Origin of the sequence: Pseudochrobactrum sp. B5, assembly GCF_001939785.1 — a bacterium.
Classification (GTDB): Bacteria; Pseudomonadota; Alphaproteobacteria; order Rhizobiales; family Rhizobiaceae; genus Pseudochrobactrum; species Pseudochrobactrum saccharolyticum.
The window spans coordinates 627,513-642,988 of the sequence record NZ_MOYL01000001.1 but is presented as its reverse complement, the minus strand read 5'-3'; the positions used below and the strand labels follow the sequence as shown (position 1 = coordinate 642,988).

Here is a 15,476-nt window from a genome sequence, read left to right as displayed (position 1 = left end):
TTATCCAGGATACAAAATTGTTCAAGACAAAAATGCCCTTCACCAGATATTTGTTTTCAAAGGCTTCTCCCGCCTGAAGTGAATGAGTGCTCCGGTCTCAGCGATGCAGAAAAAACGGATCACGTTTTTCGATAAAGGCGCTCATACCTTCTTTCTGATCGTGGCTGGCAAAGCCGGAATGGAACAGACGGCGCTCGAATTGCACACCCTGAGTCAGCGTTGTTTCATAGGCCGCATTCACAGCCTCTTTCGCCATCATAGTCACCGGCAAGGATTTCTCTGCGATAGAGGATGCCACACTCAAAGCCTCACTCAGCAGCTGATCTGCGGGGATGATACGGGAAACCAGACCGCAGCGCTCGGCCTCTTCGGCCTCCATCATCCGTCCTGTCAGGCACATCTCCATCGCCTTGGATTTACCGACAAAGCGGGTCAGCCGCTGCGAACCGCCCATACCCGGAATAACGCCAAGACGGATTTCCGGCTGGCCAAAGCGGGCATTATCTGCCGCCAGAATAAAATCGCACATCATCGCCAGTTCACAGCCGCCACCCAGCGCATAGCCTGCCACAGCGGCAATAATCGGTTTGCGCACCGAGGTAAAACGCTCCCATTCGCCGAACCAATCGGCCGCGAACATAGTGCTGAAATCCTGCGCCTGCATTTCCTTGATATCCGCACCAGCGGCAAAGGCTTTGGCCGAGCCAGTAAGAATAATACAGCCCACATGTTCATCTTTGTCCGCTGCCTCTGCTGCTGCAATCAGTTCTGCTGCCAATTGCCGGTTCAGCGCATTCAGCGCCTGCGGGCGGTTCAGCGTGATGAGCAGCACGCGGCCATGCATTTCTGTGAGAATGGTTTCATAAGTCATGATGTACCCTCCTTGCCGCGCAACAGGCGGATAATACCGGAGAAATCCTCCCCGCCCGAACCAAGTGCGTTGAACAGATTATAGAGCTGTGCTGCCTCCGCCCCCAGTGGCGTAGTTGCCCCCACAGAAGCGGCAGCCTCCTGCGCCAGTTTCAAATCTTTCAGCATTAAACTTGCAGCAAAGCCCGGTTGGTAATCCCTGTTTGCAGGGGATGACGGAACCGGCCCCGCCACCGGACAATTGGTGGTGAGCGCCCAGCACTGGCCGGACGAAGTGGAGGCCACATCAAACAATGCCTGCTGAGAAAGACCCAGCTTTTCACCCAAAGCGAAAGCCTCGCACACACCAATCATAGATATCCCAAGGATCATGTTGTTGCAGATTTTCGCCGCCTGTCCTGCACCCGCATCACCGCAATGCACAATGCGCTTACCCATCGCGGCCAGCACAGGTTCGGCTTTGTCAAAAGCAGCCTTTTCACCACCGGCCATAAAGGTGAGCGTTGCTGCTGTTGCGCCAACAACACCGCCGGAAACCGGTGCATCAATGCTCAATAATTTATGCTCTGCCGCCATTTTATGCCCCTTGCGGGCACTGTCGACATCAATGGTCGAGCAATCAATCAGCAATGTATCCGGCACAACCAGCGCTGTCAGTTCACGCCAGACGCTCAACACATGGGAACCGGCGGGCAGCATGGTGATAATTACAGTCGCACCCTGCACGAGCTGCGCAACATTATCCGCAATCTGAACGCCGTTTGCTTTTGCTGCCTGTTTTGATGCCTCAACCAGATCAAAACCACGCACGTTAAATCCCGCTTTGACGAGATTGGCCGCCATTGGCCCGCCCATATGACCGAGGCCGATAAAACCAATAGTTTGAGTGTTCATTTATCGCTTTCCTCTTTAAAACATCGCATTTCCGACGGATCGCAGCGGGAAACCAAAACAGTCCGGCGAACTGTTTTGCCCGCGAAGACGTTTCACACTTTTCCTGAAAATGCTCTCCCGCTCAGCAGCTCACGGGCGATAATCACCCGCATAATCTCATTGGTGCCTTCCAGAATCTGATGCACACGCAGATCACGCACCAGTTTTTCCACGCCATATTCGCTCAGATAACCGTAGCCGCCATGCAGCTGCAGCGCCTGATCGGCCACGTTAAATCCGGCATCAGTGACAAAACGTTTGGCCATAGCGCAAAGCTTCACCGCATCGGCATCATGACGATCGAGCGCACGGGCAGCGCGGTGCAGAAATGTGCGCGCTACCTCCAGCTCCGTAGCCATATCGGCAAGGCGGAATTGCAATGCCTGAAACTGATGCAGCTTTGAGCCGAAAGCCTTGCGCTCATCCATATAGATCAGCGCCTTGTCAAAAGCGGCCTGCGCGCCGCCCAGTGAACAAGCGGCGATATTCAACCGCCCGCCATCCAATGCAGACATGGCAATTTTAAAGCCAATGCCTTCCTGACCAATCAGGTTTTCCGCCGGTACACGCACATTATCAAACATCACCGTGCGGGTCGGCTGGGCATTCCAGCCCATTTTCTTTTCATTGGCACCGAAAGACAGGCCGACTGCATCTTTGGGCACGATAAAGGCCGAAATACCTTTTGCGCCTGCCGCGCCGGTTCGTGCCATCACGATATAAATATCACTCGCACCGGCACCGGAGATAAACTGTTTCTGCCCAGTAATCAGATAATCATCGCCATCGCGCACAGCTTTGGTACTGAGATTGGCGGCGTCAGAACCACAGGCTGGTTCGGTCAGGCAATAACTAGCGATCAGCTCCATAGGTGTCAGTTGTGGCAACCATTTTTGCCGCTGTGTTTCTGAGCCATAGGCATCAATCACCCATGCGCACATATTATGGATCGACAGGAACGAGGCGATGACCGGACAGCCCTGCGACAGTGCTTCAAAAATCAATGCCGTATCCATGCGGGTCAGGCCGGAACCGCCAACATCGTCACGGATATAGATGCCGCCCATGCCCAGTGCCGCCGCTTTGCGTAGCACATCGACAGGGAAATGCTTTTGCTCATCCCACTCCAGAGCATGAGGTGCCAGTTCCTGCGCAGCAAAATCCGCAGCCATGGCGAAAATGCTGCTTTGTTCCTCATTGAGTTCACCGGACATGGTTCTCTCCTTTACTCTGCACAGGTCTGTTGCGGCCGATGTTCAGTTCCGGAAATTCCCCCTCATCAAAAGCTACACCACGAAACACATCATCCTCGATGCCCTCCCGCTCAAAACGGCGCAGTTGCACACGGCGGATTTTTCCGGAGATTGTTTTGGGTAGTTCCCGCACAAATTCCAGCGAGCGGATGCGCTTGAATGGCGCCAGACGCTCATTGGTATATTGCAGCACCGAGAGCGCGAGCGCACGCGAAGGCTCTTCACCGGCGCGCAGCAGAATATAGGCTTTGGGAACCGACAGGCGGATCGGATCATCCACCGGAATAACAGCAGCTTCCGTCACCGCATCATGTTCCAGCAACACGCTTTCCAGCTCAAACGGGCTAATACGATAATCAGAAGATTTAAACACATCATCGGCGCGGCCGACAAAATGCAAGTAACCATCCGCATCCTGATAGGCAACATCACCGGTGCGATAGACACGACCATCGGTGCCGCTGAGACTGCCGTCAGTTTCCTGATAGCCCTGCATCAGCCCTGCCGGATGTTTGTCATCCAGCAGCAGACAGACTTCGCCTTCCTGTGCCGCATGACCGTCCGCATCAAGGATCACCACTTCGTAGCCCGGCAATGGCCTGCCCATCGCGCCGCTTTTCACACTTTGCGCAGGGCTATTGGCCACCTGTGCGGTGGTTTCGGTCTGGCCATAACCGTCGCGAATGGTCAGTCCCCATGCGTCGCGCACCTGATCAATAATTTCAGGATTAAGCGGCTCACCGGCACCTACCACTTCGCGCAGGCTCATTTTACAGGCTTTGAGGTCTTCCTGTATCAGCATACGCCATACGGTCGGCGGGGCGCACATTGTGGTCACGGCACAACGCTGCATTTCTGCCAGCAACACCTTGGCGCTGAAGGCTGGCTGATTGACAACCAGCACTGTGGCTCCGGCATTCCACGGTGCAAAGAGCGAACTCCATGCATGTTTCGCCCAACCCGGGGATGAGACATTGAGATGGATATCGGCCGGTTGCAAACCTACCCAATACATGGTCGAGAGCGAGCCGACCGGATAGCTGCGATGGCTGTGGCGCACCAGTTTCGGCTTAGCGGTGGTACCGGAGGTAAAATAAAGCAGCATCGGATCATGTGGCTGAGTTTCACCATCCGGCTGAAATTCAACAGGCTGGCTGAAGGCTTCGTTATAATCGTGCCAGTTGCTGTTTTCTGCTTCATGACCATTCGGCACCTGAATACGCAGCACCTCATCTCCGGCCAGTCCTTCACATTTTAAGAGCTGATCGCCGGTTGCGAGAATGGCGCAGGCATGGCCGCGCTCCAGTCGGTCAGACAATTCGTCCGGTGTCAGCAATGTCGTCGCTGGGATGACGATAATGCCGAGCTTCATCGCGGCCAGCATCACTTCCCATAAGGCCGGCACATTGCCGAGCAGGACCAGCAGATGATCGCCGCGCTTCAGACCCAGCCCACGCAGATAATTGGCAAGCTGGGAAGAGCGGATGCTCAGATCGGCAAAACTCAATTTTATATCCGTTTGCGTGGCGCTATCGACAATCCACAACGCAGTCTGATTGCGGCTTTGCGGATTAGCGGCCAGATCGGCATCAAACCAATCCAGCGCCCAGTTGAAGGGCAGCGCCTCCGGCCAGACAAAACCGGCTTTTGCGGCCTGATAATCCTCGCGATGCTGCAAAAGAAAATCACGCGCCTGTTTAAAACTCTCCGTACTCAGCTGCCTCATGCAATCCTCCCAAAATGCATAAATCACTGTGTCTGCGATTTCATAAAACCGCGCTGATTGTCAGGTGAAACGCTCCACCCCTATGGCTGTTGCCTCACCGCCGCCGATACAAATACTGGCAATGCCGCGCTGCAAATCATGGGTCTGTAAAGCTGCCAGTAATGTCACCAGAATACGGGCGCCCGATGCACCGATCGGATGGCCGAGCGCACAGGCACCGCCATGAATATTCACTTTCTCCGCTGGCAGATTGAGCTCCTGCATTGCAGCCATTGTCACCACGGCAAAGGCCTCATTGATCTCGAAAAGATCAACATTATCCGCTGTCCAGCCGGTTTTCTCATAGAGTTTACGCATCGCACCGATCGGAGCAGTGGCAAATAAACGTGGCTCATGGGCATAAGATGTCTGCGCAACAATACGGGCAAGCGGTGTCAGCCCGTGTTTTTCTGCCTGCGAAAGACGCATCAGTACCAGTGCCGCCGCACCATCAGAAATAGAGCTGGAATTGGCTGCTGTAACCGTTCCGTCCTCACGAAAGGCAGGGCGCAGAAACGGAATTTTCTCCGGTCGTGCTTTGGCCGGTTGTTCATCCATATCAATCAGATGCGCGGAATTGCCGTTTCCCGTAACAACCGGCGCAATTTCCTTTGAGAAATAACCGCGCTCCAGCGCCGTCTGCGCACGTTTTAAAGAGCGTAGTGCAAACTCATCCTGCGCGGTGCGGCTGAACTGAAAGGCCTCGGCACAATCCTCGGCAAAACTGCCCATCAGACGGCCTTTTTCATAGGCATCTTCCAGCCCGTCGAGAAACATATGATCCGTGATTTTGCCATGCCCCATGCGATAGCCGCCACGGGCTTTATCCAGAAGATAGGGCGCATTGGTCATGCTCTCCATACCACCGGCCACGATAATATCCGCACTTCCACCGGCCAGCATATCATGTGCCAGCATCACCGCCTTCATACCGGAACCACACATTTTATTGATCGTCGTAGCCCCTGATGCCACAGGAATAGCGGCAGCAATCGCGGCTTGACGTGCCGGTGCCTGCCCCTGCCCCGCAGACAACACACACCCCAGCAAAGTCTCATCAATCTCGTGTGCAGCAATCCCTGCCCGCTCAATCGCGGCTTTGATTGCTGTTGCACCAAGTTCTGCCGCCGGCACCGTGCTAAAGGCGCCCTGAAAAGCGCCCAGAGGTGTGCGCGCCATGCCGACAATAACCACAGGATCTGCCATCTGCACTTCCTCCCAAAACTGCAAATTCAGATGAAGAACTTTGAGCCTAGCCCTAAGGTCTATGGCAAAGAATGACAGTTTGGACTTTATTTTATGATCGATTTTGCCATATCTTGTTCTTCAGGAGCAGGAGGAGACGATGATCGGTCGTGGCTTTGTTGATGATGCACTGACAGTCTTACAACACTATGCACCTGCAAAAATACCGGATGTGCTGGCAGGTGCCGGTATTGATGCCAAGGCCTTACAGCAACCGGATTTCAAACTGGATGCTGCACATTACAGCCGCCTCTGGCTGGCGATTGCGGAGGAAATTCAGTGTGAGTTTTTCCGCTTTGGCCAGCGCCCGATGCCACCCGGAAGTTTCGCCATGCTGTGTCACGCTGCTCTGTCCAGCGATAATCTCGAACATGCCATCCGCCGGTCATTACGCTTTTTCACATTGCTGATCGGTGAGCCCAAAGGTGAATTGATCCTGCGCGATGGGCTGGCTGTTATTGTGTTGCGTGAGGTGAGCCCAGCACGCCCTGCCTTTGCTTACCGCACCTTTTTTCTCATTCTTTACGGCGTGCTGTGCTGGCTCGTGAAACGGCGCCTGCCTATCCACGATATTGGTTTTCGCGGGGCGCCTCCGCCGGACAGGCCGGATTATCTGGATTTTTTCAGTACCAAAGTCCGTTTTTTCCAACAGGAGACCAGCTTCAGCTTCGATCCTGCTTTGTTGTCGCTGAAAATCCACCGCAGCAAAGCAGCCCTAAGGCAGTTTCTGGCACAGGCACCGGCCAATATTCTGCTGCGCTATCGCTATGATCGCGGCAGTGCTTCTGCGATCCACAAATTGCTGCGGGAAACACCGCCTGCCAGCTGGCCGGATTTTGCACAGGCAGCGCAAAGCCTGCATATATCCGAACCGACATTACGCCGCCATCTGCGGGCAGACGGCATGAGCTATAGCAGCCTCAAAGAAGAACTTCGCCGCCAATATGCGCTGAACTGGCTGCAGGAAACCGATAAGCCTGTCGGAATGATTGCGGCAGAACTCGGCTATACGGAGCCGAGTGCTTTTCACCGCGCTTTTAAAAAATGGACTGGTGCAAGCCCTGCCCGCTACAGATCATCGCAACCGGAGCCAGCCACACGAAACCGCGATTACGGATACGCTGACCGATCTTGAAAATGAAGCTGTCAATGCGATCGCCATGGCGCCGAAAAACCGGCCAGAACCACGCCATAGTAATTGCAACAAACAGCCAAGACAGCGTGATATCCGAGAGAAAATGGGCTCCCATAACCAGCCTGTTCAGTGAGAAAACCAAAGCTGCAAAACCGGTAATAATCAGCAGCAGTACACGATTGGCACCGCCCAGAACCAGCGGAATAGCAAGCATTGCCATAGCACTCGCGGATTCACCCGACGGAAAAGAGCAACTGCTCTGACAGCTCTTGGCAATCTGCCATGCCGGACTGAAAAACGAACTGCCGCCGAATTCCATAATTTCATTCGGACGGGCACGGCCGACAAGATATTTCAAACCATGAACAATAGCTGCCGCGCCGATAGCATAGACAGACAGAATATAAAGCAGCTTATGCGGCGCAGGCAGCCAGCGCCGGTTAAACAGACCTTGCAAGATCAGGCAAGCAAGCAATGCAGGCACGATGATCGCCGGCAAAGTGCGGTGCAGATCACGCAATGTCAGTAAGAAACGGTTTTCATGTAGCGGAAACTGGCCTGCACGATCTGCAAACCAGCCGGAAACCGTAATATCAATGACCGGTATCACCATGAAGATAAAGCTGACAATCACTGCCAGTCTTATCAGTATGTTAAGTCTGTAATTGCCATGGCGAATGGCAGAAACATTGCCGTGCAATGGACCGGCAGAACTGCGTATCAGTGCAGGCAGATTATTATTTATACCCATAGAAATTCACGCACGAATAAATACAATAAAAACAAAACATAAATGTAAATCATGAGGTAGCTTTCTCATGGGACGACACTCCGTCCGGCAAGCATCATATGTTGGCCTGTCAGTAAAAATTCACTTTTGTAAAGATTCCGTTTGATAGCTTGCGGCCGTTTTGGATTACGCGGAAGGAATGAAGAAGACACAAGCGCATGTAACCGCTGCTGCCACTTGGCAGGCAGGTTCTTCTTATCCTGAAATTCTGACTGAAGCTCCGTATAGTATGACACTCAACAATTCTCGCTCACATTTATTACACGCGTTGATGTGCAGCAGAATTGTCAAGATTTAACCGGAATAAGATGTGATCCGGTTTAAGACTTATCGTCAAACAATATATTCAATATTATTTTTTAAAATGTACCTATGAAAACTGTATTTTATGACAATTGCATAAATATTACTCCGTATTACGGAATTACAAATCCAGATATTCTGAATTTATGCCACTGTCCCATCCGGCTTATTTTCCGTCAGTTTGCGCGGAAAAATCATGGCCACACAAGCTCCGCCCTCAGCCAGACTGGCCTGTTCCACCCTGCCGCCATGGGCAGTCACGATTGCACGGACAATTGACAAGCCCAGACCTGACCCGCCGGTTGCTCTTGCACGGGACGGCTCGCCACGCCAGAACACATCAATCGTATGGCCGGAAAATTCCTGATCGAAGCCGGGTCCGCGATCAATAATGCGCAGAAAGGCTTCTTCTTTATTCAGATATCCGCTTTCACAGCGCAAATATCCGCCGGATGATGCATAACGGCAGGCATTTTCCAGAACCGCCAGCATGGCTTGCCGCAGACGCTGACTATCCGCCGGAATGATGGCTCGCTTCAGATTGGTTTCCAGCACCATTCCCGCTTCGGCGAGCAGTGAGCGTGAAGCCTGCAAGACCTGCTCGGCCGCCTGTGCAATATCTGTATTACAGCGCTCGGTCACCAGTTTCTGGCCGGCTGCAAGCGATAAGGTACGCAAGTCATTGACCAGACGGGTCAAACCTTCCACCTGCATAAGCAGGTCTTGAATCCGGTCATCGTCCCGCGGGAAAATCTTATCGGCCATTCCCTGCAATATACCCTGAACAATGGTCAGAGGCGTACGCAACTCATGGGCCACCGCCATGGTGTTGAAGCGCAGACGACGCTCCATATTCTCCAGCTCTTCTGCCAGCGCATTGAAACGCTCGATAAGCATCGCAACTTCGCTTGTGCCTTTAACCGTGTCAGGAACACGGACGGAAAAATCGCCTTCACGCAGGTTATTCACTACGCGTGTAAGCTTTTCCAAAGGGCTGCTGAATTTACGGGCAAGCCAATAACCGATGAGGCTGCAAATCAACGCAGCCCCAAGTCCGAATTTCAGCACCAGAAGATAAAGTTCAGCCTCTGCATCTTCGTATAAAGGCGTCAGTTGCTGGACAAGAGCCAGAAAATCGGCCTCTTTCGGAAGCTCCCCCCTGTCCAGCATCTCATAAGCGAGACGGGCATTATCACTGATCTGGCTCAGATATTGCTGCTCATACAGGCCTTGTACCCACATGACACCAAAGAAAATAATCGAAAAACTGAGCATCAGCATCGCTGCTGTGACCAGAGCTGAAACCGTACTCAGCGACAAGCGGGATAATTTCATCGTGGTTCTGCCAGACGGTAGCCAATACCGCGCACCGCCGGGAACAGACCGGACGGCCCGCCTGATGCTTCAATTTTGCGGCGCAGATTGGCAATATGCGTATCTATGGTACGAACCAGCGCATCACTTTGCGGCAGGCAGGCATCCAGCAGATCATTGCGCGGAAATGCATGGGTCGGACGCCGGATCATATGGGCGAGAATGCGAAACTCGCTCAGCGTTAACGGCAGCAGCTGCCGCTCCTCATCCGTATCGGTGAAAGCCGCATGGGCATCGAAATCAACCAGAATATTCTCAAAGCGGATCGCTGCATTGGCCGCATTATTACGGGTGCGGCGCAACACGGCATTCACCCGTGCCACAACTTCCTGCGGGTTGAACGGCTTAATCACATAATCATCCGCACCGAGGCGCAGACCTGAGAGACGATCCAGATCTTCTGCCAGCGCGCTGATCATAATCACCGGAATATTGCTTTCCCGCCTGATGCGCGCCAGAACTTCAAAACCGTCATATTTGGGCATTTTGACATCCAGCAGGATCAGATCCGGTGACAGCATGGCATGATGGCGCAATGCTATTTCACCGTCAGAAGCACAGACTGTGCGGAACCCGTCACGGATGAGGTAAGCTTCGAGAATACCGGCAATTGCCGGTTCATCTTCAACAATCAGTATCAAGCCTTTGTCAAGCATTCCGCACCTTTTATACCGGGTTCGCACAAGGCAATATAGTTTGACAAATCAATATCAACCATCACCTGCATAGGGAAACAATTGCCAGTATAAGCTGAATGTCAAGATTTTGTGTGCGTCACGCCAAGCATCAAAAGGCGCATTCCTAATAAAGTGCCTGCATATTGCCGGTAAACATTATTTCCCGACAAATTGTCCGATTTCCGCCAGTTAAAGAGAACCTGTTCAAAAGAACAAGTTCTCTGCACATTATTACATTCAGACTGCCAGTGCGTTCTCGATAGCCTGTTTTTCATCCGCCGTCAGATCAAGCCGGTTCAGATCTGCATCCAGCAGCACCGGCACGTCACATCCCTGTGGCAGCACAGCGAGCGCGGGTGTTTCATTCTTCTTATTTCCGGCTGCAACGCTCAGATAAAACGGCTCTTCTTTCTTCTTAAAACGGCTGGCACGCTTCTTCTTTTTACCCGCTTCATTCAGGTAGCTGTAAAACACATTACGCATACCATAATTCGACTGAATACCGGTCACTGTGACAGCAACGGGTTTAAGAGGCAGTGGTTTGCGGATTTTCTTATTCAAACCACGCGTTCTGAACATGGCCACAATCACAGCAATCGCGCCACCGATCAGCAGCACAGTGAAAACACCGAGCGTGAAAATGCGATCCCAGAGCTTTTCGATGCCCAGATCCAGTGTCACCAGTGACGGATCATCACCGGAGCGAACGATTTCCACATCATAGCCGGAGCGGTTCATGTCAAAAAACATGAAGCTGACGCTCTCCTGAACAGATTGACCCGCGCTGTCCTTGAAAACAATATCGGCTTTACAATCGGTCATAATCAGCTGGCGGGTTTTGCACTCGCCTTTGCGCAAGCTGGCATTCTCATCCACGACCGGATTCTGGCTGATTTTATAGTCGCGCAGAATGCCCGGCCCTTGGTACCAGAGCAAAAAAGCACCAAGCGCCATACAGACAATCATCGCAAAAGAGAGAATAATACCACCGGAAAAGCCGGAGTTTTTGATCTGAATTGCGCGGCGCGGAAACGCCTGTTCAAGAGCCTGCATATGAATAATGTCCTGATGCCTGATACGAAATGTTTTTTCCGCTATAACGAAAACCAGACACCGAGACCACCGGAAACCGTTTCACAAAACGCAAGCCCGCGTAAAAAAATTTGTGCAGGTCCGGTCAAACCCGCTCAGAAAAATGCTCCAAAGCCTTATTTGCCGGCATAAACGGCACTGATTTTCAGATTTTTCTGGAACGCAGCCAGCACAGCCAGCGGCGAGCTATCGGATTGGGACACAGAAAAAGCCGGATCAAAAACCAGCTTTATCGCGGCCTTAGATTGCGGATGCGGCAGATCAGCAATCAGACGGCTGAGTGCCTGTTTGCCGTCGGCATCAATCATATTGGCTGACAATCCCGCGACAAAAGCCAGCGCCATAGAGCGATATTTTTCAATTTCCGGTTCCGGATCATCATTATAACCAATCATCCCGACGATAGTTGTCATAACATAATTTGCAAAGAAACCCTGATCGTCGAGCTCGGTCGAAATCTCGCGAATTTTCATGGTTTCCAGAGATGAGCTTTGCGCCCCCAGAATATCAAAACGCGGCAATTCAGACAGCTCAACCGTCGCGGATGACAGCACTTCACCAATATACCGGCCGGAGAAACGCGCTTCATTCACGCGGAATATTTTACTGTCCTTATCCCATTGATAAGCCAGCTTCAGATCAAAACCATTCTTCTGAATTTTGCTTAAATAACGCATCGCAGGGAGACTGGACGGCCAGTATCCGACAGACTTAACAGAGATTTCAGCCCATTCCGGCCAGTATTCAGCGTCCTTTTCCAGCGGAGCACTGCGGATTTCAACGGTTTCGGCTGACCAGCTCTGATAGGTTCCGGCATCGATGGTGACATTGCTGAGTGTGCAGCCATCTGCACGATAGGTAATTTCAGCGCCGTCCAGAAGTGAAGACAAATCCGCCTCAGCAAAAATAGCCGCGCAAGGGCCTTCCGCCTTAACCTGTACCTGCTTCTGCGGTTCTGCCGGATTTTGTTGTGCAAGCACTGTACCTGTCGATAAAGCAGACAAAAGACAGGCAGACAAAACCGGACGCAAAACAGACATAACAGGCTCCTCAAAATGCAACATCCCGCCGGTGTAACACCGGCAGGACGCAACAACAATTCTTTTCGGCTGCTAACGGTTTACTGTCCGAGACCGACAGCTTCCAGATATTTCATCGATTTTTTAATGTCATTATGATCGCGCATTTCCAAAATCAGGCGCGGATTGCTGTCATATTGCTTGAGTGCTGCAAAGACGGCTTTCCAGTTGACTGTGCCGTCACCGGTTGCCCAGTGGCGGTCTGCATAACCATCCGCATCCTGCAAATGCACATGCTGCAAACGGTTGGCTGCGGCATGAACAAAATGATCAACCGGTGCAGCACCGGTATTGCCATGGGCATAATGCGCATGGCCGGTATCGATAGAAACCGCCACGGCAGATGAATTGAAGCTGTCAGCCAGTTTCAGGCGCTCAAACGGATTGATATCTTCAATATTCTCGATAACAAAAGTCACGCCCATATTTTCTGCACGGCGAATAGCCGGTGCCAGAGTGAGATGGGTGTTTTCGGTGATTTCTTCACGACCGTTAAAACCGTCATCCAGATGGTTGTAAGACCATGTGGTAAACGGGCTGTGGATCACGACCTGATCGGCACCAAGGAACTCACAAACATCCAGCGCCTGATCGAGACGCTTCTGCACAACAATACGCACATCCGGATCCGGCGTATCAATGGTGAAGCCCCAGAACGGGCCGTGAATGCCCAGACGCCCCTGATGACCATCCAGCTGTTTTTTGATTTCTTCAGCCATCGGCTTCCAGTCGCCGATCAAAACATCAGCATTGATAAAGCTCTGGATTTCCAGATCACGCGGCTTTTCCAGATACCAGTCACGATGAACCGGCATTTCCTCAACCAGCAGGGCAGCACCAATAATCGGCAGTTCAGACATTGTCTCGTCCTCGATAATAATCAGATAGCCACACTCGTTGAAGGATGGCGCTAAAACGCAATGCACAATTCCATAATATGCATCGACAGAGCGGTGCGGCAACTCTGCCACCAACCGCATGGGCGCGCTCTTGCCTGTATTATATGTCAGGCATTTTACAGCCTTGTGCAAAATTGCTCAGAATTCAAAATTTCATAAATAATTCATACTGTTGCAACACAGAAACCCACCGTCAACAGAACGTCATGAAAAGATAAAATCAGATTTATACCCTTGTCATACAGAGAGCCTATTCCGCTGCCAGCCCATGCCGGCACGGTTTTCACCCCTGCTTTTAACGGCCGGACGGCATGACATTTCTGTCAACAACGGGAGACCTTTGATGGTTTCGATTAACCGGCGTAATGCACTCGGCCTGATCGGCTTCGGCGCAGCCTCTCTGACCCTGCCACGCTTTGCTATTGCGCAGAGCAATGACCGTCCTTCCATCACTATTGCGGTGCAAAAAGTATCCAACTCCAATACGCTTGATGTATTGCGCGAACAGTCCAATGTGGGCGAACGCGTTTTCTTCTCGCAATTGTGGGAAGCGCTGATCGGTCTTGATTATATGAATAATCTCGTTCGTGCACCGGCACTGGCGACCGGGTGGAAACGTATTGACGATCAGACTGTTGAACTGAAACTGCGCCAAGGCGTGAAATTCCACAACGGCGATGAAATGACCGCTGAAGACGTGGCTTTCACTTTCAGCACAGATCGTATGTTCGGTGACACCAAGCCGAATACCGGCGAGACTTTGCGCGTTCTGGAAATGAACCCCACCAACCGCGAGAGCAAAGAACTGCCGCCGGAAGTGCCAGCCACAGCGCGCCGCAACTTCCCGTCGCTGCTCGGTGTTGAGATCATCGATAAATATACCGTGCGTTTCAAAAACGGTACGCCGGATATCACGCTGGAAGGCCGCATTTCCCGTTACGGCAGCCAGATTATGAACCGCCGTTCTTTTGAAGAAGCCAGCAGCTATCTCGATTGGGCACGCAAGCCTGTGACCACCGGTCCTTATAAGATTGTTGAATTCAAGACGGATAATTATCTGCAGCTTGAAGCGCATGATGAGTATTGGGGCGGACGTCCGCCGCTGAAAAGCATCCGCTTTGTTGAGGTGCCGGAAGTGGCCTCCCGCGTCAACGGTCTGCTCTCCGGTGAATATGATTTCGCCTGTGATATCCCGCCGGATCAGATCGAAATCATCGAGAAAAATCCGGAATTCGAAGTGCTCGGCGGCGCGGTGCTCAATCATCGCCTGACCGTGTTCGACAAAAACCATCCGCAGCTTGCCAATCCGCTGATCCGTCGTGCTTTCACCCATGCGATCGACCGTCAGGCTATCGTGGACAGCCTCTGGGCAGGCCGCACAGAAATTCCGGCCGGTCTGCAATGGTCTTATTATGATGACATGTTCATCAAGGACTGGACTGTGCCGGAATATAATCCGGACCTCGCACGCCAGTTGCTCAAAGAAGCCGGTTATAAAGACGATCCGATTCCTTATCGCCTGCTCAACAATTACTACACCAACCAGACCGCAACCGGTCAGATTCTGGTGGAGATGTGGCAGCAGGCCGGTCTCAATGTTGAGATCGAGATGAAAGAAAACTGGCAGCAGGTGCTGGAACAGACCCCGACCCGTGCGGTGCGTGACTGGTCAAACTCTGCGCCGTTCAATGATCCGGTTTCCTCCATTGTCAGCCAGCATGGCCCGAACGGCCAGCAACAGCAGGTCGGCGAATGGACCAATAAGGAAATGAACGAATTGTCCGGTTTCCTTGAAACCAGCATGGATCAGGGCAAGCGTCGTGAAGCCTTCAAGCGGATGCTGGAAATCTGCGAACGTGAGGATCCGGCCTATACGCTGCTGCATCAGAACGCGACCTTCACCGCCAAACGTAAATCCGTGAAATGGAAAGCCGCCCCGGCCTTCGCCATGGAATTCCGTAGCAACAACTGGGGCTAAGCCCTGTGAGCCATGCGGGTGTCACCATCCGCATGGCTTTTTTGTTTCATTCTCTGCTTGGCATCTGATGCCGATATTTATGA

The 15,476-nt window shown here is 52.3% G+C and carries 13 protein-coding genes; 2 read left to right on the top strand and 11 right to left on the bottom strand.

Translation table 11 applies throughout. From position 1 onward, the window contains the following. Positions 1-97 precede the first annotated feature (97 nt). From BKD14_RS02885 to BKD14_RS02865, 5 genes are all read right to left on the bottom strand, one after another. A complete protein-coding gene (locus BKD14_RS02885; RefSeq protein WP_075654194.1) occupies positions 98-871 on the bottom strand; it encodes an enoyl-CoA hydratase in 774 nt (257 codons plus the stop codon). Further along, positions 868-1,764: a 3-hydroxyisobutyrate dehydrogenase gene (mmsB, locus tag BKD14_RS02880; protein WP_075654193.1), complete on the bottom strand. Its 897-nt coding sequence runs from the start codon at positions 1,762-1,764 to the stop codon at positions 868-870. The genes BKD14_RS02885 and mmsB overlap by 4 nt, the downstream gene beginning before the upstream one ends. A gap of 92 nt (positions 1,765-1,856) precedes the next feature. Next, on the bottom strand, positions 1,857-3,017 hold the full coding sequence (locus BKD14_RS02875) for an isobutyryl-CoA dehydrogenase (RefSeq protein WP_075654192.1): 1,161 nt from the start codon (positions 3,015-3,017) through the stop codon (positions 1,857-1,859). Then, the gene (locus tag BKD14_RS02870; protein WP_075654191.1) at positions 3,007-4,782 is read right to left on the bottom strand and encodes an AMP-binding protein; all 1,776 of its coding nucleotides are present in this window, start codon (positions 4,780-4,782) and stop codon (positions 3,007-3,009) included. The genes BKD14_RS02875 and BKD14_RS02870 overlap by 11 nt, the downstream gene beginning before the upstream one ends. 60 nt (positions 4,783-4,842) lie before the next feature. Then, positions 4,843-6,033 carry an acetyl-CoA C-acyltransferase gene (locus tag BKD14_RS02865; protein ID WP_139316312.1) on the bottom strand — a complete coding sequence of 397 codons (1,191 nt, stop codon included), beginning with the start codon at positions 6,031-6,033 and terminating at the stop codon, positions 4,843-4,845. Between the two features lie 133 nt (positions 6,034-6,166). Between BKD14_RS02865 and BKD14_RS02860 the strand changes: the two genes are divergently transcribed. Next, positions 6,167-7,201: an AraC family transcriptional regulator gene (locus BKD14_RS02860; protein ID WP_075654189.1), complete on the top strand. Its 1,035-nt coding sequence runs from the start codon at positions 6,167-6,169 to the stop codon at positions 7,199-7,201. Here BKD14_RS02860 and BKD14_RS02855 read toward each other — a convergent pair. The 6 genes from BKD14_RS02855 to BKD14_RS02830 all read right to left on the bottom strand — a co-directional run bounded on the left by BKD14_RS02855 (position 7,104) and on the right by BKD14_RS02830 (position 13,376). Next, the gene (locus tag BKD14_RS02855; RefSeq protein ID WP_075654188.1) at positions 7,104-7,952 is read right to left on the bottom strand and encodes a phosphatase PAP2 family protein; all 849 of its coding nucleotides are present in this window, start codon (positions 7,950-7,952) and stop codon (positions 7,104-7,106) included. The two genes, BKD14_RS02860 and BKD14_RS02855, sit on opposite strands and share 98 nt — an antisense overlap. Positions 7,953-8,438: 486 nt before the next feature. After that, positions 8,439-9,629 (bottom strand): HAMP domain-containing histidine kinase, encoded by a 1,191-nt coding sequence (locus tag BKD14_RS02850; RefSeq protein ID WP_075654187.1) that lies wholly within the window; start codon positions 9,627-9,629, stop codon positions 8,439-8,441. Then, entirely contained in the window at positions 9,626-10,324 is a 699-nt protein-coding gene (locus BKD14_RS02845; protein ID WP_022710844.1) for a response regulator transcription factor, read from the bottom strand. The genes BKD14_RS02850 and BKD14_RS02845 overlap by 4 nt, the downstream gene beginning before the upstream one ends. Positions 10,325-10,582: 258 nt before the next feature. Next, entirely contained in the window at positions 10,583-11,398 is an 816-nt protein-coding gene (locus BKD14_RS02840) for a hypothetical protein (RefSeq protein ID WP_075654186.1), read from the bottom strand. Positions 11,399-11,553: 155 nt separating this feature from the next. Then, positions 11,554-12,477 carry a hypothetical protein gene (locus tag BKD14_RS02835; RefSeq protein WP_139316311.1) on the bottom strand — a complete coding sequence of 308 codons (924 nt, stop codon included), beginning with the start codon at positions 12,475-12,477 and terminating at the stop codon, positions 11,554-11,556. A gap of 80 nt (positions 12,478-12,557) precedes the next feature. After that, positions 12,558-13,376 (bottom strand): sugar phosphate isomerase/epimerase family protein, encoded by an 819-nt coding sequence (locus BKD14_RS02830; protein WP_075654750.1) that lies wholly within the window; start codon positions 13,374-13,376, stop codon positions 12,558-12,560. Positions 13,377-13,758: 382 nt separating this feature from the next. Here BKD14_RS02830 and BKD14_RS02825 point away from each other — a divergent pair, with 382 nt between their 5' ends. Then, positions 13,759-15,393 (top strand): ABC transporter substrate-binding protein, encoded by a 1,635-nt coding sequence (locus BKD14_RS02825; protein WP_075654184.1) that lies wholly within the window; start codon positions 13,759-13,761, stop codon positions 15,391-15,393. Positions 15,394-15,476: the final 83 nt, after the last annotated feature.